16 protein-coding genes are annotated in these 18,352 nt (G+C 67.9%); 13 read left to right on the plus strand and 3 right to left on the minus strand.

All coding sequences use genetic code 11. The features are described from left to right. Positions 1–66 precede the first annotated feature (66 nt). Positions 67–2,394 carry a heavy metal translocating P-type ATPase gene (locus Q8K84_RS14770; RefSeq protein WP_305283469.1) on the minus strand — a complete coding sequence of 776 codons (2,328 nt, stop codon included), beginning with the start codon at positions 2,392–2,394 and terminating at the stop codon, positions 67–69. Positions 2,395–2,487: 93 nt separating this feature from the next. Between Q8K84_RS14770 and Q8K84_RS14775 the strand changes: the two genes are divergently transcribed. The 7 genes from Q8K84_RS14775 (at position 2,488) to prfA (ending at position 9,721) form a co-directional block, all read left to right on the plus strand. Then, positions 2,488–2,766 carry a metal-sensitive transcriptional regulator gene (locus Q8K84_RS14775; protein WP_305283470.1) on the plus strand — a complete coding sequence of 93 codons (279 nt, stop codon included), beginning with the start codon at positions 2,488–2,490 and terminating at the stop codon, positions 2,764–2,766. An 88-nt stretch (positions 2,767–2,854) separates the two neighbouring features. Then, on the plus strand, positions 2,855–5,116 hold the full coding sequence (gene ptsP / locus Q8K84_RS14780; RefSeq protein ID WP_305283471.1) for a phosphoenolpyruvate--protein phosphotransferase: 2,262 nt from the start codon (positions 2,855–2,857) through the stop codon (positions 5,114–5,116). Positions 5,117–5,266: 150 nt separating this feature from the next. After that, positions 5,267–6,262, plus strand: a complete 996-nt coding sequence (locus tag Q8K84_RS14785; RefSeq protein WP_305283472.1) for a RodZ family helix-turn-helix domain-containing protein — start codon at positions 5,267–5,269, stop codon at positions 6,260–6,262. Between the two features lie 78 nt (positions 6,263–6,340). Further along, on the plus strand, positions 6,341–7,483 hold the full coding sequence (gene ispG, locus Q8K84_RS14790; RefSeq protein WP_305283473.1) for a flavodoxin-dependent (E)-4-hydroxy-3-methylbut-2-enyl-diphosphate synthase: 1,143 nt from the start codon (positions 6,341–6,343) through the stop codon (positions 7,481–7,483). 36 nt (positions 7,484–7,519) lie between these two features. Next, a complete protein-coding gene (locus Q8K84_RS14795; RefSeq protein ID WP_305283474.1) occupies positions 7,520–8,023 on the plus strand; it encodes a hypothetical protein in 504 nt (167 codons plus the stop codon). Positions 8,024–8,057: 34 nt separating this feature from the next. Continuing rightward, positions 8,058–8,351 (plus strand): hypothetical protein, encoded by a 294-nt coding sequence (locus Q8K84_RS14800; RefSeq protein ID WP_305283475.1) that lies wholly within the window; start codon positions 8,058–8,060, stop codon positions 8,349–8,351. A gap of 293 nt (positions 8,352–8,644) precedes the next feature. Next, positions 8,645–9,721 carry a peptide chain release factor 1 gene (gene prfA, locus Q8K84_RS14805; RefSeq protein WP_305283477.1) on the plus strand — a complete coding sequence of 359 codons (1,077 nt, stop codon included), beginning with the start codon at positions 8,645–8,647 and terminating at the stop codon, positions 9,719–9,721. A 4-nt stretch (positions 9,722–9,725) separates the two neighbouring features. Here prfA and Q8K84_RS14810 read toward each other — a convergent pair whose 3' ends face one another. Continuing rightward, positions 9,726–10,790, minus strand: a complete 1,065-nt coding sequence (locus Q8K84_RS14810) for a YihY/virulence factor BrkB family protein (protein WP_305283478.1) — start codon at positions 10,788–10,790, stop codon at positions 9,726–9,728. 216 nt (positions 10,791–11,006) lie between these two features. On the opposite strand from Q8K84_RS14810, the gene Q8K84_RS14815 reads away from it, so the two are divergent. From Q8K84_RS14815 to Q8K84_RS14825, 3 genes are all read left to right on the plus strand, one after another. Further along, positions 11,007–11,810 (plus strand): MOSC domain-containing protein, encoded by an 804-nt coding sequence (locus tag Q8K84_RS14815; protein WP_305283479.1) that lies wholly within the window; start codon positions 11,007–11,009, stop codon positions 11,808–11,810. Beyond that, on the plus strand, positions 11,807–12,676 hold the full coding sequence (prmC, locus tag Q8K84_RS14820; protein WP_305283480.1) for a peptide chain release factor N(5)-glutamine methyltransferase: 870 nt from the start codon (positions 11,807–11,809) through the stop codon (positions 12,674–12,676). Before Q8K84_RS14815 ends, prmC begins: the two co-directional genes overlap by 4 nt. Positions 12,677–12,942: 266 nt before the next feature. After that, positions 12,943–13,779: a DUF4167 domain-containing protein gene (locus Q8K84_RS14825; protein WP_370867874.1), complete on the plus strand. Its 837-nt coding sequence runs from the start codon at positions 12,943–12,945 to the stop codon at positions 13,777–13,779. Positions 13,780–13,858: 79 nt separating this feature from the next. Here the strand turns inward: Q8K84_RS14825 and Q8K84_RS14830 are convergent, their stop codons facing one another. Then, positions 13,859–15,916 (minus strand): TonB-dependent receptor, encoded by a 2,058-nt coding sequence (locus Q8K84_RS14830; protein WP_305283482.1) that lies wholly within the window; start codon positions 15,914–15,916, stop codon positions 13,859–13,861. A 102-nt stretch (positions 15,917–16,018) separates the two neighbouring features. Here Q8K84_RS14830 and Q8K84_RS14835 point away from each other — a divergent pair, with 102 nt between their 5' ends. The 3 genes from Q8K84_RS14835 to arfB all read left to right on the plus strand — a co-directional run bounded on the left by Q8K84_RS14835 (position 16,019) and on the right by arfB (position 18,303). Further along, positions 16,019–16,504, plus strand: coding sequence for a Fur family transcriptional regulator (locus Q8K84_RS14835; RefSeq protein ID WP_305283483.1), 486 nt, complete (start codon positions 16,019–16,021; stop codon positions 16,502–16,504). An 85-nt stretch (positions 16,505–16,589) separates the two neighbouring features. Then, positions 16,590–17,894 (plus strand): hemolysin family protein, encoded by a 1,305-nt coding sequence (locus Q8K84_RS14840; protein WP_305283484.1) that lies wholly within the window; start codon positions 16,590–16,592, stop codon positions 17,892–17,894. Beyond that, positions 17,878–18,303: an alternative ribosome rescue aminoacyl-tRNA hydrolase ArfB gene (gene arfB, locus Q8K84_RS14845; protein ID WP_305283485.1), complete on the plus strand. Its 426-nt coding sequence runs from the start codon at positions 17,878–17,880 to the stop codon at positions 18,301–18,303. Before Q8K84_RS14840 ends, arfB begins: the two co-directional genes overlap by 17 nt. Positions 18,304–18,352 lie beyond the last annotated feature (49 nt).

An 18,352-nucleotide genomic window follows, 5' to 3' on the forward strand; every position in this document is an offset into this window, starting at 1 on the left:
ATCTTTGTTGGCCGCGAGGATGGCCCCGCCGTCGCCCGCCGTCCAGGAGGCTTCGTCCGACTGGCCTCAGAACTTCAGCCCCCGCAGGCGCAGGGCGTTGCCCACCACGCTGACCGAGGACAACGACATGGCCAGGGCTGCGATCGCAGGGGACAGCAGCAGGCCAAAGACCGGGTAGAGCAGGCCGGCCGCCAGGGGAACGCCGGCGGCGTTATAGGCGAATGCGAACACGAGGTTCTGACGGATATTGCCCATCACCGCGCGGGATAGACCGACTGCACGCATGACGCCTGACAGATCTCCATTGATCAGCGTCACCGCGGCGCTCTCTTTGGCGACGTCGGCGCCAGCGCCCATGGCGATTCCCACATCGGCGCTGGCCAGGGCCGGGGCGTCGTTGACCCCGTCGCCAGCCATAGCCACGACCCGGCCGGCCTTTCGCAGTTCCTCGACAATGCGCGCCTTGTCCTGAGGAGACACGTCGGCGCGCACCTCGTCGATCCCCAGGCGCGCGGCGACCGCCAGGGCTGTCACCTCGTTGTCGCCGGTCAGCATCAGGATGCGGAGACCCGCCGCGTGCAGGGCGGCGATGGCCGGGCCAGCGCTGTCCTTGATCGGGTCAGCAATGGCGATCAGGCCCGCCAGGGCGCCGTCGAGGGCGACGAAGATCACGGTGGCCCCCTGCCGCCGGTAGACTTCGGCATCCTCTTTCAGGGAAACTGCGGACGCGCCCTGTTCGGCGAGGAATGCGGCGCTGCCGACCGCGACCGCGCGCCCCTCCACCTGTCCCAGAACGCCGCGGCCGATCGGGGAGTCAAAGTTCATTGGGTCGCTCAGCGGCAGGTTGCGGGCCTGGGCGGCGCGAACAATGGCCGCGCCCAACGGGTGCTCGCTGGATCGCTCCAGGCTGGCCGCCAGCCGCAGCAGGTCGTCCTCAAGCATCTCCTCGACGGTCGTCACCGCCACCACATCGGGCCGCCCCTCGGTCAGGGTGCCGGTCTTGTCCACCACCAGGGTGTCGACCTTCTCAAGACGTTCCAGGGCCTCAGCCGAACGGATCAGAACCCCGGCCTGTGCGCCGCGCCCCACCCCAACCATGATCGAGATCGGCGTCGCCAGCCCAAGGGCGCAGGGGCACGCGATAATCAGTACAGAGACGGCCGCCACCAGGGCGTAGGCCAGCCGTGGCTCAGGGCCCAATAGACTCCAGCCGATGAAGGCGGCGACCGCCACGGTGACCACCGCTGGGACGAACCAGCCCGCCACCCGGTCAGCCAACCGCTGGATCGGCGCGCGACTACGCTGGGCCTGCGCCACAAGCTGGACGATCTGAGCCAGCAGGGTCTCGGCGCCGACCCTTTCAGCCCGCATGACGAAGCCGCCGGTGGTGTTCAAGGCGCCGGCGGAGACCTTGTCGCCGACCCCCTTGGTGACCGGCAGCGACTCTCCGGTGAGCAGGGACTCGTCGACCGCAGCGCGCCCCTCAATCACCTCGCCATCAACGGCGATCTTCTCGCCAGGACGGACCCGCAGTCGATCCCCGGGCGCAATCTGATCCACCGGAACTTCTGCGTCCTGCCCATAGGCGTTGACCCGCATTGCGGTCTTGGGCGCCAGATTCAACAGGGCGCGCAACGCGCCCGAGGTCCGCTCGCGGGCGCGCAACTCCAGGATCTGGCCGACCAGAACCAGGACCACGATGACGGCGGCCGCCTCGAAATAGAGCGGTGGCGCGCCATGGGCGTCCCGGAAGGCGGCGGGGATGATCCCGGGCGCAAGGACCGCGACGGCGCTGAAGGCCCAGGCCGCCAATACCCCCAGAGCGATCAAAGTGAACATGTTGAACTGGCGCGTGCGCAGAGACAGCCAGCCGCGCTGCATAAAGGGCCAGCCCGACCACCAGACCACTGGAGTCGCCAGGCCGAGTTGCACCCAGCCTCCCACGCCCTCGGGCAGGGGCGCATGGAGGCCAAACAGGTGCGCGCCCATCTCAAGCATAAACAGCGGCAAGGTCAGGACGCCGCCGATCCAGGCGCGGCGCGTGAAGTCGGCTAGCTCGTGGTTGGGCGCGGCCTCGGCGGAGACCAGGTCAGGCTCCAGCGCCATGCCGCAGATCGGGCAGGCCCCTGGCCCTTCCTGGCGGATCTGGGGGTGCATGGGGCAGGTGTAGATCGTCCCCGCCGCCGCCGGGGCATCTGGCGCACCGGGGGACAGGTAGCGCTGGGGATCGGCCTCGAACTTGGTCTGGCATCCGGCGCAGCAAAAATAGTGGGACTGGTCGTCATGTTGGGTCACGTGCCGCGCGCCGGCGATCGCCACCCGCATGCCGCAAACTGGATCTACGGCGTCCCCGGTCCCGGTCCTCCCCTCGCGATGATGATGAGACTGCAGCATGGCGACCTCCGTGACCCCGGCAAATTATACCCCCTTAGGGTATTACGCAAATGCAGGCCTGGAGTTATGATCACGGCAGTGTCGGAGACGCTCATGAAGGATGCAGAGACCAAGTCCAAGCTGACCAACCGCCTGAGCCGTATCGAAGGCCAGGTGCGCGGCATCGCCCGCATGGTCGGGGATGATCGCTATTGCATCGACATCCTCACCCAGGTGCAGGCCGTTCGCGCGGCGCTCGCCCGGGTCGAAACCGAGCTTCTGAAAGACCATCTGGACCACTGTATCGAGGGCGCCATTGTGAGCGGCGACACCGAGGAACAACGGCGCAAGGCCAGCGAGCTGATCGATCTGCTCAGCCGCGCGACACGATAGTGGCCTGTTTGGCGCGCGATCGAATTCCGTCTCTGATCCGACGTCTGTTGCTGCTAGAAATTCCTGAGGGACAGGAGGCCACCAGAAGATGGCGATGACCGGCGCGGTCATACGGGGACAACGGAGCCTGCTGCGGCAGATCCGCGAGGCTGTCCAGCGCAGCGCGCCGGCGCAGGACCGCCTGGACATGGTGGTGCGGATCATCGCGCGCTCCATGGTCGCTGAGGTGTGCACGCTCTACATGCGCCGCTCGGGCGGCGAGATGGAGCTGTTCGCCACCGAGGGCCTCGATCCCCTGGCGGTCCACCTGACCCGTATGCGGCCGGGCGAAGGCTTGGTGGGCGAGATCATGCGCCTGGGCCGGCCGCTGAACCTGGCCGACGCGCCGAACCATCCGGCCTTCTCCTATCGCCCGGAGACCGGCGAGGATCCCTATCACGCCTTCCTCGGCGTCCCCCTCCTGCGAGGCGGCCGGGCCATCGGCGTGCTGGTGGTCCAGAACCGCACCGAGCGGGTCTATACCGAGGACGAGGTCGAGGACGTCCAGATCATCGCCATGGTGTTGGCCGAGATGGTCGCGGGCGAACTGATCTCCGAGGACGAGCTGGCCGGTGTCGAGATCGCCCCTCATCGGTCGGAACGGCTGAAGGGCGCCCGGTTCGCCGATGGCCTGGCGCTCGGCGTGGCGGTGCTGCACGAGCCGCCTGTGGCCCCGTCGAAGCTGCTGGCCGACGATGTGGTGGCGGAAGAAGCCAAGCTGACCCAGGCCATTTCCAGCCTTCAGGCGCAGCTGGACGAGATGCTGGAGGGCCAGCACGGCCTGGTGGAAGCCTCCTATGAGGTGCTCGACACCTATCGGATGTTCGCCCACGACCGGGGCTGGAACCGGTCCCTGCAGGATGCAGTACGCAACGGCCTGACCGCCGAGGCCGCCGTGGAGCGGGTGCGTTCCGAGCATCGGGCGCGCCTGGGCCAGGCGCGCGACCCCTATCTGCGCGAGCGGCTGCACGACTTCGAGGACCTGGCCGACCGACTGCTGCGCCATCTGGCCGGCGACGGCCATGTGGCCCGCGAACTGCCTGAAGACGCCATCCTCATCGCCCGCAACCTCGGCCCGGCCGACCTGCTGGAATACGACCGCCACAAGCTCAAGGGTCTGCTGCTGGAGGAGGGCTCCTCAGCCAGCCATGCGGCCATCGTCGCCCGAGCCCTGGACATCCCCTGCGTCGGGCGGCTGGACGGCCTGCGCGACCGGGTGACCGAGGGCGACCCGGTGATCGTCGACGCCGAGACGGGCGAGGCCTATCTGCGGCCGCGCCTGGACGTGGTGCAGGCCATCCGCTCGCGGATCGAGGTCCGGTCCCAGCGTCGGGCCGAATTCGCCAAGCTGCGCGATACGCCCGCCTTCACCCGGGACGGGGTCAAGGTCACCCTGCTGATGAATGCGGGTCTGGACGTGGACCTGGAAATCCTGGGGGAGACTGGGGCCGAGGGCATTGGCCTGTTCCGCACCGAATTCCAGTTCATGGTCGCCGAGGAGCTGCCCCGCTTCAACGCCCAGACCGCCCTCTACAGCCGGGTTCTGGACGCCGCCGGCGGGTTGCCGGTGACCTTCCGCACCCTCGATCTCGGCGGCGACAAGGTCCTCCCCTATCTAGAGGCCGAACGGGAGGAGAACCCGGCGCTCGGCTGGCGGGCCATCCGCATGGGACTGGATCGCCCCGCTCTTCTACGCCTGCAACTGCGGGCCCTGATCGCCGCGGCCCGGGGTCGGGCCTTGCGCGTCATGTTCCCCCTGGTGGCCAGCGTGGACGAGTTCCGCGCCGCCCGGGCGCTGGTGGACCATGAAGTCGCCTGGGCCCAGCGGCGCGGTCGGCCCGCGCCGGCCCGCCTGGACGTGGGCGCCATGATCGAGGCGCCGTCGCTGATCTGGCATCTGGACGCCCTGCTGCCCATGACCGACTTCGTGTCGGTCGGGACAAACGACCTGCTGCAGTATCTGTTCGCCGCCGACCGCGGCAACGCCCGCATGGCCGACCGGTATGATCCGCTGTCGCCGCCGGCCCTGCGGGTGCTGGCCGAGATCCAGAAGGCCTGCGCCGATACGGGCACGCCGGTTTCGGTGTGTGGCGAGATGGCCGGCCGGCCGCTGGAGGCCTTCACCCTGGTGGCGCTGGGCTATGAGCGCCTGTCCATGCCGCCCGCGGGCATTGGGCCGGTGAAGCAGATGGTGCTGTCCTGCGACCGCGAGGCGGCCCACCGGGGGGTCACCGCCCTGATCCGCGGAACCGGCGGGTCGGTGCGCAACGAGATCGAGACCCTGGCTCGGAAACTCTACCTGTCGGTATAGCTTGACCGTAGAGAATCAACCACAGGCCGACATTGAGTTCCGTCGGCTATCGCGTTATGCTAAAAGGGAAATTAATAGTTCCGTGCAAAACGGACAGGGCGGGTGGCGACCTTAGGTCGCAGCAATTTTATTCGAGGGCGGCGAGCAGACATGGCGCTCGACACGGGCCGAGTCACTGACTTCAACGTGAGCTACGACGGCCAGCGGGCCGCCGCCAGCGTCGAGTCCTACATGCCCACCCTCGACTCCGGCCCAACCATCGGCGCAGCCCTCAAGGCGGCGCGGGAGTTCCGTGGTCTCTCCCTGCAGGACGTGGCCGATTCGACCCGGATCCGGCGCGCCTATCTGGCCGCCATCGAAGAGATGCGGATCGAGGATCTTCCCTCCCGGCCCTTCACCATTGGCTATGTCCGCTCCTATGCCCGGGCCCTGGGCCTTGAGGCCGAGGCGGCGGTCAGCCGCTTCAAAGCCGAGGAGCCAGCCACGGATGACGCCCTGCGTGAGCCCGTAGGCGTCCGCCGCACCGGCGATCGTCGGCTGGGCTTCGCCATCGTGGCCGGAACCCTGGTGATCGGGGCCATTGTGGTCTGGAACTTCGCCCAGCGGGGCATTCAGGACGCTCAGGCGCCGGCGGCGCCGGTCGCCGCCGCCGCGCCGGAAAAGGGCGTCGGCCCGACCGAACCGCAGGGGCCCCTGGCGCTCGGCGCCCCCCTGCCCGCGCCGGTGGAATCCACCGTGCCCGAGCTCTATGAGACCCCGGGTCTCGACGTGGCCGCCGCGGCCGGCGGCTCGGCCGATGCGGTCATCGCCTCCAACCAGGCCCGGGCGCGCAACCCCGAAGCGGCGGTCGATCCGACCGACCTGCCGGCGGCCTTCAAGGCTGATGGCGCAGTCTATGGAACCCCGCCTCAGTCCGCCACGGTGGTGCTTCAGGCCCGCGAGTCAGCCGCCCTGATCGTGCGCGGCGCCGATGGCTCAGTCTATTTCGCCCGGCAGCTAGCGGCCGGCGAGGCCTACGGGGCCCCGCAGATGAAGGGCCTGGTCATTGATGTGTCGGAGCCGAAGGCTTTCCAGGTCTTCGTGGGCGGCCAGACCCGCGGCCTTCTGACCACCGCTCAGACGCCTGTGAGCCGGCTGGCCGACTAGGCCCCGGTCTGGGCCCAGGTCTTGCCTCTGTCTGGGCCCTTGGGAATTCCGCCGCGAGGCGCTATTTTCCACGGCGTCATGACCCAGCACGATCACACCCATCTCCGCCCCTGGCGCACTATCGAACGACGGGTCAGCCGCAAGATCCGCGTGGGCGCCGTCGAGGTGGGGGGTGACGCCCCGATCACGGTCCAATCGATGACCAACACCCTGACGTCGGACGCCGGGGCGACCATCGACCAGATCCGCCAGCTCGAAGAGGCTGGCGCTGACATTGTCCGCGTGTCCTGCCCAGATGAAGACTCCACCGCGGCGTTTGCGACCATCGCCAAGGCGGTCAAGGTCCCCCTGGTGGCCGACATCCACTTCCACTACCGGCGGGGCATCGAGGCCGCCAAGGCCGGAGCGGCCTGTCTGCGCATCAATCCCGGCAATATCGGCTCCCCAGACCGCGTGCGCGAGGTGATCCAGGCGGCCAAGGACCATGGCTGTTCGATCCGCATCGGCGTCAACGCCGGCTCCCTGGAGCGGGAACTGCTGGAACGCTATGGCGAGCCCTGCCCGCAGGCCATGGTCGAGAGCGCGCTCAGCCACGCCCGCATCCTGCAGGACCACGACTTCCACGAGTTCAAGATCAGCGTGAAGGCGTCGGACGTCTTCATGACGGTGGCCGCCTACCAGATGCTGGCCGAGGCCATCGACTGCCCATTGCACCTGGGCGTCACCGAGGCCGGCGCGCTTCGCACCGGCACGGTCAAGTCCGCCATCGGCATGGGCTCCCTGCTCTGGGCCGGCATTGGCGACACCATCCGGGTCAGCCTGGCCGCCGACCCTGTGGAAGAGGTCAAGGTCGGCTTCGACATGCTGAAGTCGTTGGGCCTGCGCCACCGGGGCGTCAATATCATCGCCTGCCCCTCCTGCGCCCGACAGGGCTTCAACGTCATCAAGACGGTGGAGGCCCTGGAGGAACGCCTGGCCCACATCTCCACGCCCATGAGCCTGTCGATTATTGGCTGCGTGGTGAACGGACCCGGCGAAGCCCTGATGACCGACCTTGGCTTCACCGGCGGCGGCAAGGGGTCAGGCATGGTCTATATGGCCGGCAAGCCCGACCATAAGATGGACAACGAGCACATGGTCGACCACATCGTCGAGCTGGTGGAGGCCCGCGCGGCGGAACTGGCGGCGGCGGAAACCGCGGCCCTGGCCGCCGCAGAGTAAACCGGGCGAGGCGTGCCCCCTTTCGAGTAGCTTTTCATGACGGCGCCCACGGACAACCGACGCCTGACAAGCCGAATTCTGGCCTATGAGTTCATCGATCTGCTGAGCGCGATGGCGCGGCTCCACGGGGGCGACATCATCTCCCTATTGGTCTTCACCGGCGTTTGGACAGCCAATACGAGCCATCTTCGGGCCACCACAGACCGCTACGCCGCCCTTCACGACATCCCGCCTGACAGCCAACGCCGACCAATCAGCGAAGCAGACCTCGCCGCCCATCTGTGCATGCCCCGACAGGTTCAGGACCCCTATGTGGAGGCCCTGGTTGGGACAGGGCTGCTGGAGCGTCGCCCGGGGGGTCTGGTGGTTCCCTCGGCGATCTTCACACGGCCGGAAATGCTTTCGGACGCCAACGAGACCTACCGCCGCCTGATCTCCATGCTGGCGCGCCTGCGCCAGGGCGGCATCTCCCTGGGAGAGAGCGCAGACGAGGCCAAAGGTGACGTCAGCGTCACGCTTGCGCGCCCCTCCGCCACTTGATTAGGTGGCCCCTCAACGAAACGGGGAGGACATCATGTCCGCGGACGGCAACTGGAAGATCACGATCAACACACCGATGGGGGCGCAGACGGTCGACGCCGCCATCACCACCAATGGCGACACCTTCACCGGCACGACCTCGGGCCAGATGGGCACGCAGTCCGTCGAAGGTAAGGTCAATGGCGACACCCTGAGCTGGTCCACCCAGATCACCTCGCCCATGCCCATGACCCTGGAGTTCGAAGCCACGGTCGCCGGCGACACCATGAGCGGCAATGTGAAGCTGGGCGCCTTCGGCTCGGCGCCGATGAGCGGCGTCCGCGCCTAAGGCGAGGCGCAGCAATACTGCCGGGAAGGCGGCTGCGTGCGCGCAGCCGCCGACCGCTTTTCAGCTGCGACCGTCCGCACGCAGCACGGCCGTCAGAGCGTTCATCAAGGACTTGGCCGACGCGAGTCGTCGCCTGCAAGCCCAGCCCCTCGGGCGCCAGGGCCGCCCGCGCAGGGGGCAAGCTCGACCACACGACATTGCAGCCTGGAACACGGGGCGAGTGGTTCGTCATTTGTCGGCGGCCGCCGCCGACGCTAGATAGGCGCTCTTCGTCCATCAGGTGCTTCAAGATCGTGCGACTTCCCCAGGCCAGGCTCGACCAGGTGCTCGACCGCTACCATGAGATCGAGGCGCGGATGGGCGCGGCTGCGGATGGCGCGGAGATCGTTCGCCTGTCCAAGGAGCATGCCGAGCTGCGCCCCGTCGCCGAGGCCGTGCAGACCCTGGTGAAAGCCCGAGCCGAGGCGCCCGACCTGGAGCAGATGGCCGCTGCGGCCGACCGGGAGATGGCGGGTCTGGCCCGGGAGGAGCTGGCCGAGCTCAACGCCCGTCTGCCGGAGCTGGAGCATCAGGTGGCCCTGTTGCTGGCGCCCAAGGACAAGGACGAGAACGCCTCGGCGATTCTCGAGGTCAGGGCCGGCACCGGTGGCGATGAAGCCGCCCTGTTCGCCGGCGACCTGTTTCGGATGTACCAGCGCTACGCCCAGACCCGCGGCTGGCGGGTGGAGATCGACTCGGTCTCCGAGGGCGAGGTTGGCGGCTACAAGGAGATCATCGCCGCCATCACCGGCGACGGGGTGTTTGGCCGGCTGAAATTTGAGAGCGGCGTCCACCGGGTGCAGCGGGTGCCTGAGACCGAGGCCGGCGGGCGCATCCACACCTCGGCCGCCACCGTGGCGGTGCTGCCTGAGGTCGAAGACGTCGAGATCGAGATCAACGACGCCGACCTGCGGATCGACACCTACCGCGCCTCAGGCTCCGGCGGGCAGCACGTGAACAAGACCGACTCCGCGGTCCGCATCACCCACCTGCCCAGTGGCATCGTGGTGACCTCGTCTGAAAAGTCGCAGCACCAGAACCGGGCCCGGGCGCTGAAGGTGCTGAAGGCCAGGCTCTATGATCAGCAGCGTGAGGCGCTGGACACCGCCCGCGCCGACGCCCGCAAATCCCAGGTGGGGTCTGGCGACCGCTCCGAGCGCATCCGCACCTACAATTTTCCGCAAGGCCGGGTCACCGACCACCGGATCAACCTGACCCTCTATAACCTGCCGAAGATCATCGAGGGCGAGGGCCTGGACGATGTGATCGAACCCCTCATCGCCGAGGACCAGGCCGGCCGCCTGGCGGCTCTGGAAGACGAGTTCAACTAGACCCCTAGCCCCGGCGCCGCAGCCGGGTGACGAAGCCGCCTGCGCCCTGGCGAACGCGGCCGATCGCGTCTGCCAGGGTGGTGGTCAAGGCCTTGCCCACCGTATCGGCCATGGTGGCGCCGCGCTCTCCCAGGGGGGCTTCGGGACCGGTCGTGGAATCCAGGGCTGTCTGGTGCTCAATCTCGGCGTTCAGCTCCGCGCCGATCAGGACGATCATGGATGAGATCCAGATCCACATCATGAAGCCGATCACCGCGCCCAGGGAGCCATAGGTCACGTCGTAGCGGGCGACATTGTTCAGGAACCAGGAGAAGATCAGCGATCCGCCGAGCCACACCACGGCGGCGAAGACACCCCCCGGAATCACCCAGCGCCAGCGCGCCCTAGCCCGGCACGGGCCATAGCGGTACAGCAGGGTGAAGGCGCCGGCGGCGACAGCCAGCAGCACGGCCCATCTGAGCGGAATCCACACCGCCGCGAACCCGCCAAGTCCCAGCAGCGTCATGGCGATGGGCATGGCCACCAGCAGGCCGGTGACCAGGATCAGAAAAGTCAGGGCGCCGAAGGTGGCGGCATAGGTGATCGCCATCAGCTGCACGATGTTGCGCTTCTCCTGCTCGTCATAGGCGATGTTCACCCCCTCCACGAGGGCGCGGACGGCGTTGCTGGCGGTCCACACCGAGACCAGCAGGCTGAAGGCGAAGGCGAGACTGAGGTTGGCCTTCCGCTCCACCGCGAGGCGGCGCATCTGGTCGCCGATGATCTCCAGGACATCCCCGGGTATGACCCGCGACATCTGCGCCAGTTGGGACTGCACCTGGCCAATGTCGGCGACCAGGCCATAGAGGGAGACAAACACCGCCAGGGCCGGGACGATGGCGAGCAGGGTGTAGAAGGTGACCCCGGCCGCCACGCGTGGGAGCTGATCACGATTGATTTCGGCGACGGTGCGCCAGACCACATCCTTCCAGCCATGGAGCGGGATTTGTGTCGGATGGCCCGCCAGCCGTCCCCTGCCCGGCTCCTCGGCGGCGATCTGGATGGGGTCTGATCCCCCTGAACGGCTCATGCCGGGGGGCGGCTCCGGCGGCTTGCGACGGCGCCAGGCCGTCATGCCCGCCAGCAACAGCCAGGGGGCGACCGCAAGGCCGCGCCGTAAAAGCGCGGGGCCACGGGAGCCTTTCGGTGGGGGGGAGGAGTCGGCGGGCATGGGTCTCAGGTCAAACCCCTAGCAAGCCACGCCGTTCCCCTTGTGAGGGCGCACGCCTTGCGGCAACAGAGGACCATGGCCGGACACATTGCAGCCCTCTATCGCCATCCCGTCAAGGGATTCACCCCTGAGCCCCTGGCGCGCGCCCAGCTGCAGGCCGGCGCGCCCTTCCCCTGCGATCGTCTCTATGCGGTGGAGACCGGCCCATCAGGCTTTGATCCGGCCGCGCCGGCCTTCGTGCCCAAGCAGAAGTTCGCGGTGCTGGCCGCCCTGCCCCAGGTGGCGCGGGCCACGACGCGCTACGACGAGGACAGCCAGACGCTGAGCGCCAGCGCTCCGGGTCTGCCAGACCTGACCGCCTCTCTCGGGGAAGAGGCTGGGCGCCAGGCCTTCGCCAGCTGGCTGTCGCGGCTGCTGGGCGAGGAGGCTCGAGGGCCGCTTCGGGTCGTGCAAGCGCCCGGCCACCGATTCATGGACCATCCCCGCGGCGACGTCTCCATCGTCAACCTCGCCAGTGTCCGCGACCTGGAACAGAAACTCGGTCGGGAAATCGATCCCCTGCGGTTTCGCGCCAACATCTATGTGGAGGGCTGGCCGGCCTGGGCCGAAAACCAGTGGGCCGGCGCCCCCATGATGATCGGGTGGGCGCAGGCCCAGGTGTTCAAGCCCATCGTGCGATGCGCCGCCCCCGATGTGGATCTGGTCACAGGCGCGCGCGACATGGAGATCACCAAGGCCCTGTTCGAGCACTACGGCCACATGTTCTGCGGCGTCTATGTCCACGTCACCCGGGAGGGTGCGCTCAGCCCCGGCGACGCCTGCAGCCAGCCTGAGGCTGAAGACGCCCCCCGCTCTGCTGCGAAGGAAGCCAAGGCATGAGCCTGACCCTCTTGAAGGCCTGGGGACAGGCCAAGGCCCGCCTTGAAGCCGTCGGCCTGTCTGGGCCGGTGATCGACGCCCGCCTGCTGGTGGAGGCCGCCGCCGACGCCACGCGGCTGGATATTGTCACCGATCCCCACCGCCTGTTGACGCCGGAGCAGGAGACGCGGCTGGAGGACTATCTTACCCGCCGTTCCCGGCGGGAGCCGGTCAGCCACATCCTGGGGCGCAAGGGGTTCTGGAAGATCATGCTGCAGGTGACGCCGGATGTGCTGACGCCGCGGCCAGACACCGAATGCGTGGTGGACGCCGTCCTGAAGGCCACGGGAGAGCATGACCGCCTGTCGATCCTCGACCTCGGTGTCGGCTCGGGCGCCATCCTGCTGGCCATCCTGGCGGAGCGCGCCAACGCCCGGGGGCTGGGGGTCGACGTTTCCGAGGACGCCCTGGCGGTGGCCCGGGACAACGCCGCCCATCTCGGCCTCGCCAGCCGCTGCGCCCTCCTGAGGGGCGACTGGGCGCACGGCCTGTCGGACGCCAGTTTCGACATCGTCACCGCCAACCCCCCCTACATCGCCTCAGAGGTGATCGAGACCCTGGAGCCGGAGGTGCGGGTGCACGAGCCGCGACTGGCCCTGGACGGGGGCCCCGACGGCCTGGACGCCTATCGCCGCCTGGCGCCGGAGATCCTGAGGGTGCTCAAACCCGGCGGACGGTTCGCGGTCGAGATTGGTTATGATCAGAAGACCTCGGTCGAGACCCTGTTCCGCGAGGCTGGGGCCCTGGGCGTGACGACCCAGCAGGACCTGGCGGGACTGGACCGGGTTGTGCTCGGCGAAAAAAGAGCCTTGGAAACTCCGGCCTGAGCCGCTACATCCCTAATTGTCTCCACCCAAATCGCCGGTGAAACAGGCCTGGATCCCGGCAATCGGGACATCGGCCAAGCCGGCAAGCGCCGCGTTGCGACGCGCGCTCCCAGGTCCGGGCGGATGACGGGGATAATTTACGTCTTCAACACGGAAACTTGGGCCAAGGCCCGATCCCGAGATGAGGCTCACGCAGCCGCACGTCCTGAAGGTTTAGCCCAGGACGCGGCGCAAGACGGTTACCGAATATGAGAGATTTCAAGGGCATGAAGCGTCAGCGCGGGCGCAATCGCGGAGGCGGCGGGAACAAACCCCAGCAGCACAACGCGAACCGCGCCTTCGATTCGAACGGCCCCGACGGCGTAAAGGTGCGGGGCAACGCCCAGCATGTGTTCGAAAAGTACCAGCAGCTCGCCCGCGACGCCGCGTCGTCCAGCGACCGGGTGCTGGCCGAGAACTACCTCCAGCACGCCGAACACTATTTCCGCCTGCTGCGGGCCATGCAGCCCCAGCGCTCACCCAGCGAAATTCTGGGCCGCGATCAGGTGAGCTCGGGTCTGGACATCGATTTTGAGGACGAGAGCGGCCAGGGCCTGCCCTATGCCTCCGACCCGCCGGAAGGCGAGGCTGAGCCTGAGGGCGAGGCCCGCAACGGTCGCGACCGGGACGAGGCTCGCCGCGAGGAACCTCGTCGGGATGAAGTACGCCGGGACGAACCGCGGCGGGACGAAGGTCGCCGCGACGAAGCCCGTCGGGACGAGAATCGGCCCCCTCGGCGCGACCGCTGGCGCGAACGCGACGAGCGCAGGGAGCGCAGCGAGCGCGGCGAACAACGGCCCGAGCGCGATCCCCTGGCCGTTGTCGAGCCGCAGGCCACGCCCCTGGGCGCGCCGGCCTCTACGCCGGCCCCCGACGGCCCCATGCTGCGTGACTCCGAGGGCGGCGCCAGCGAGGCGCCGGCCTTCCTCCAGGCCCGCAGCCCCGAGCCCGCCAAGACCGAGGGCGAAGAGCCCGCCCGCAAGCCCCGCCGCCGCCGCGCCCCGCGCAGCTTCGAAGGCGGCGAAGGCGCAGCGCCCACAGCCAGCGAGACCGAAGAGGCCTGAGCGCCCCTCACCGTCCTGACATGAAGAACCCCGGAAGCCAGGCTTCCGGGGTTCTTTCGTCTGGGCTGAGGCGCTGGCCTCAGAAGGTGTAGCCCACCCCGAGCCGGAAGCTGCGGCCCGGAAGGGGCGCGAGGTCCTTGAGGAAGGAGGCGTGTTCCCGGGCCTCGGCGTCGTTCAGATTGCGGCCTTCCAGGAAAATCTTGAACCCGTCGGTCGGGCGAACCACCACCGAGGCGTTCAGCAAGCGATAGCCGTCCGTGGGCAGCTCGCCCTCCGTCACCCGGGTCTGTTCCCCCACTTGGCGAAGCTCCAGCTTGCCGGTCCACCAGCTGGTGGCGAAAATCGCTCGGCCCGCGGCCGACCAGGGCGGAATGCGGGCCGGCGCGCCCAGGTCAGTGTCGCCGCGGACATAGTCAGCCGCGCCTTCCAGGGTGAAGCTGCGCGCCCCATCCTGCCAGAGGCGATAAGCCACTTCGACCTCCCCGCCCCAGAACTCGGCGTCGGTCTGGCGGTAGGTGAAGATCGCGAGATCGCTTTCGGGATCCTCCGCGCCGGTGGGTCGCAGGTCGATAAACCCCTCATAGCGCACGGCGAAGGCGTGCAGGTCAGCGTCCCAGGGGCCGCCGTCATAGTGCAGGGTCGCGTCCAGGGCGTAGGAGATCTCGGAGTCCAGATTCGCATTCCCCACCTCGTAGGCGCGGGTGGCGATATGGGCGCCGTCGGCGAACAGCTCAGCCTCGGTGGGGGCCCGGGCGGTGCGCGACAGGCTCACGCCGGCATACCAGCCCTGCGCCGGTCGCATGAAGGCGCCGAGGCTGGCCGAAACATTGTCGAACTCCGCCTTTTGCGCGGCGGTCTCCAGGGTGCGTCGGTCGAAACGCAGGCCGCCCTCAAGACCCCAGGTGTCACGATCCAGGCGCTGCAGGGTGAAGACGCCCGCCTCGTTGATCTCCACGGCCGGCACATAGGCTTCCTCGCCCTGGGCGTCGAAATCACGGGTCAGGGCCTGCAGGCCCACCGCGCCTTGCCAGCCGTCGCGTTCGGCCTGGACCAGCTCCAGCCGGCCTTCCCAGCCCTCGGACAGGAAGCGGGTCGCCGGCGCGCCGTCCTCAATTTCCACATGCTCATAGTCGGCATAGCCGCCGGAGACGCGCAGCCGCTCGAAGGGGCCGAGCGCCAGGTCCAGCCCGCCTCGCAGGTCATAGCGCGTCTGCTTCAGCTCGATGCGGACGCCTTCTTCCTCATGCCCATCATGATCATCGTCGTGACCGTCGTCGTCGTGGTCGTCGTCGTGGTCATCATGATCATCCTCATGAGCGTGCCCCGGGACGCCGTAGCGGCTGTCAGTCTGTTTAACCGACAGGCCCAGGAAGCCGCGCTGACCGACATAGGAAAGCCCGGCGCCGTATGATTCCAGGGTGACGGCGGTGTTTTCGACGGTGCTCGCCTGCCGACCCAGAAACTCTTCGCCATCGGCAGCCAGCTGGCGGCGCGATTCAGCCGGGACCGGCACGTCATAGTCCTCGGTCTGGCGACGCAGGGCGTCGAGGCTGAACACCCACGGGCCGACCCCGGCCTTCAGCGCGCCTGAGGCCATTTCGCCGGTGTCGACGCTGGAGATCGCCCCCATGACGCGACCTTCGATCCCCTCCACGGGGGTCTCTGAAATCCGGTCGTCGATGACATTGACGACCCCGCCGATCGCCGAGCCGCCATAGGCCAGAGCCGCAGGCCCCCTCAGCACCTCGATCCGCCGCGCCTCCTGGGGATCGACGGCCACCTGATGGTCGGGCGACAGAGCGCTGGCGTCCACCATGCCGACCCCGTTGGTCAGGACCAGCACCCGGGGGCCCGCCAGGCCCCGGATTACCGGCCGGCTGGCGCCGGGGCCAAAGAAGCTTGACCGCACTCCGGGCAGATCGCTGAGCGCCTCCCCCAGACCGCCGGCTGTGGCGGTATCCAGGTCGTCCCGGGTCAGGACGTCGACGCTGGTGGTCACCGAGTCGAGAGACAACGCATAGGGCGCCGCCGTCACCACCACTTCGGACACCTCATTGCCCCGCGCCGAGGTCTGGCTCATGGCCGGGCCCGCCGCGACCAGCAGGCCTGCGGAGGCGAGGAGAAGGGATTTGCGCATGACGACGACCTGTTCTTAGAAACCAAGCCTCAGCGTTATGAAATAACATAACCAGGCGTCAAGCCGGTTGCGCATAAATTCGGAGATGATTAGCTGGTCTGCATGGGAGTCGATTGTCACCACCCCGAAAGCGCGCAGCCTGGTCTTGAAGGCCTGGCCCTGGCCGACGCCGTCGCGGCGGCGGCCAACAAGTGCGAGCGCACCCGGGAGCGCCTGACACCGCCGCGCCGCCGGGTTCTGGAGCTGTTGCTCGAGGCTGATGGTCCCATGAAGGCCTATGACCTGATCGCCGCCTATGGACAGGACGGTGAGCCCGCCAAGCCGCCCACCGTCTATCGCGCGCTCGACTTCCTCGAGCGCCTGGGCTTCGCTCACCGCATCGAGAGCCTGAATTCCTATGTCCCCTGCCGGATGGAAGGGAGCAGCCATCGGGCGGCCTTCCTGATCTGTGAGTGCTGCGGGACGGCGGAGGAGTTCGAACCGGACTTCGCCCCGCAGTTCGCCGCCGCCGAGGCGGCTGGCTATGCGGTGCGGACCGTGACCCTGGAGGCCCGCGGCCTCTGCCCGGCCTGCAAGCCCGAGGCCTAGCAATTTGGCGCCTAGCGTGAGGCTGCGAAGGCCCTAAGCTGACGCAGCGACATCGAACCGCTTCGCGCTCACCCCTTTCAGGTCAATGCTGCTCATCTCAATCGTCGCCGTGCTGCTCCTTCTGGTGCTCAACGGCCTCTTCGCCATGTCCGAACTGGCCGTCGTTTCCGCACGGCGGGGCAAGCTGCAGGGTCGGGCCGACCGTGGGGACAAGGGCGCCGCCGCCGCCTTGCGCCTGGCTGACCATCCCACGCGGTTCCTGTCGTCGGTCCAGGTAGGCATCACCCTGATCGGAATCCTGGCTGGCGCGTTCGGCCAAGCCACGATCGCCGCCGAGCTAGACCTGGTCCTTGAGACCTTCGGCCCCCTGGCCCCCTATTCCGAAGCCCTGTCGACAGCGCTCGTGGTCATCACCCTGACCTACCTGTCGCTCATCGTCGGCGAACTGGTGCCAAAGCGGCTGGCCCTCATCTTTCCGGAGACCATGGCCTCCTTGGCGGCCCGGCCACTGACCTGGCTGGCGGTGGCCATGGGACCGTTCATCACCCTACTGACCACCTCCACCGCCGGGGTGCTCAGACTGATGGGGGTGAGGGACGCCCAGGGTGAGGCCATGAGCCATGAGGACGTGGAAATGGCCCTGGCCGAAGGCGCCCGCGCAGGTTTGATCGAGCCCGCCGAACAACGGATCATGACCGAGGTCATGCGTCTGGGAGACCGGCCGGTTCGCGCGGCCATGACGCCACGGCGTGAAGTCTACTGGATTTCCCTGGCCGACACGCCGGCCAAGATCCGCGAGGATGTGCGCAACTGCCCCTATTCGCGCATCGTAGTCAGCCGGGGGCAGGACATCGATGATCCCCTCGGCGTACTGCACAAGAAGGATGTGGCGGACCTGCTGATAGACGACGCGGCTTTCGACCTGGAGCCGTTGGTCCATACCCCGCTCTTCATCCCCGACACGACCTCCATTCTCCGGGCTCTTGAGCAGTTCAAGAAGACCACCACCCATATGGCCTTCGTGGTGGACGAATTTGGCAACCTGGAGGGCGTGATCACCCCGATCGACCTGCTAGAGATGATCGCTGGCGATTTTCCCGAAGATCACGACGCAGCCGCACCGATGATTCTGGAGCGGGCGGACGGCTCGTTTCTGGTGGATGGCCGCGCCGATCTCATGGATCTCGGCGACCGCCTGGGCGAAAGCTATGAGGAAACCGAGGGCTTCCACACCGCTGCGGGCTTGGTGCTTCACCGCCTGGGTCGGATACCAACCGAGGGCGAGACCGCCATCATTCGCCGCTACCGCATTGAATTCGTCGACATGGACGACCGTCGGATCGACAAACTGCTGTTCACCCGGCTCGAGGGCGATGCTGAAGATCAATGAGACCCTGGCCATTGATGAGGACGAAATCGCCCTGCGCTTCGTCCGCGCTTCTGGGCCCGGGGGGCAGAACGTCAACAAGGTCTCCACCGCCGTGGAGTTGCGCTTCGATGTCTGGAATTCGCCGACCCTGCCCGAGCCCGTGCGCGCCCGGCTCGCCCGGTTGGCTGGGCGCAGGCTGACCCAGGAGGGCGTCCTGGTCCTGCTGGCCGAGCGGTTCCGAACCCAGGAGCGCAACCGCGCCGACGCCCATGACCGGCTCCTGGAGCTGATCCGAAAGGCCGCCGAGCCGCCGCCGCCGCCGAGGAAGAAGACCCGGCCCACCCTGGCCTCGAAGAAGCGCCGCCTTGAGAGCAAGACCCGCAGGGGCGCGGTGAAGGTCGCCCGGGGACGCCCTGGGGGCGATGACTAGACCAGACTGCGGCGGCGTGACGCATCAAAGGTTGGCTTCTGTCACAGTC

Origin of the sequence: Phenylobacterium sp. (genome assembly GCF_030679875.1) — a bacterium.
In the GTDB taxonomy this organism is placed as follows: Bacteria; Pseudomonadota; Alphaproteobacteria; order Caulobacterales; family Caulobacteraceae; genus Phenylobacterium.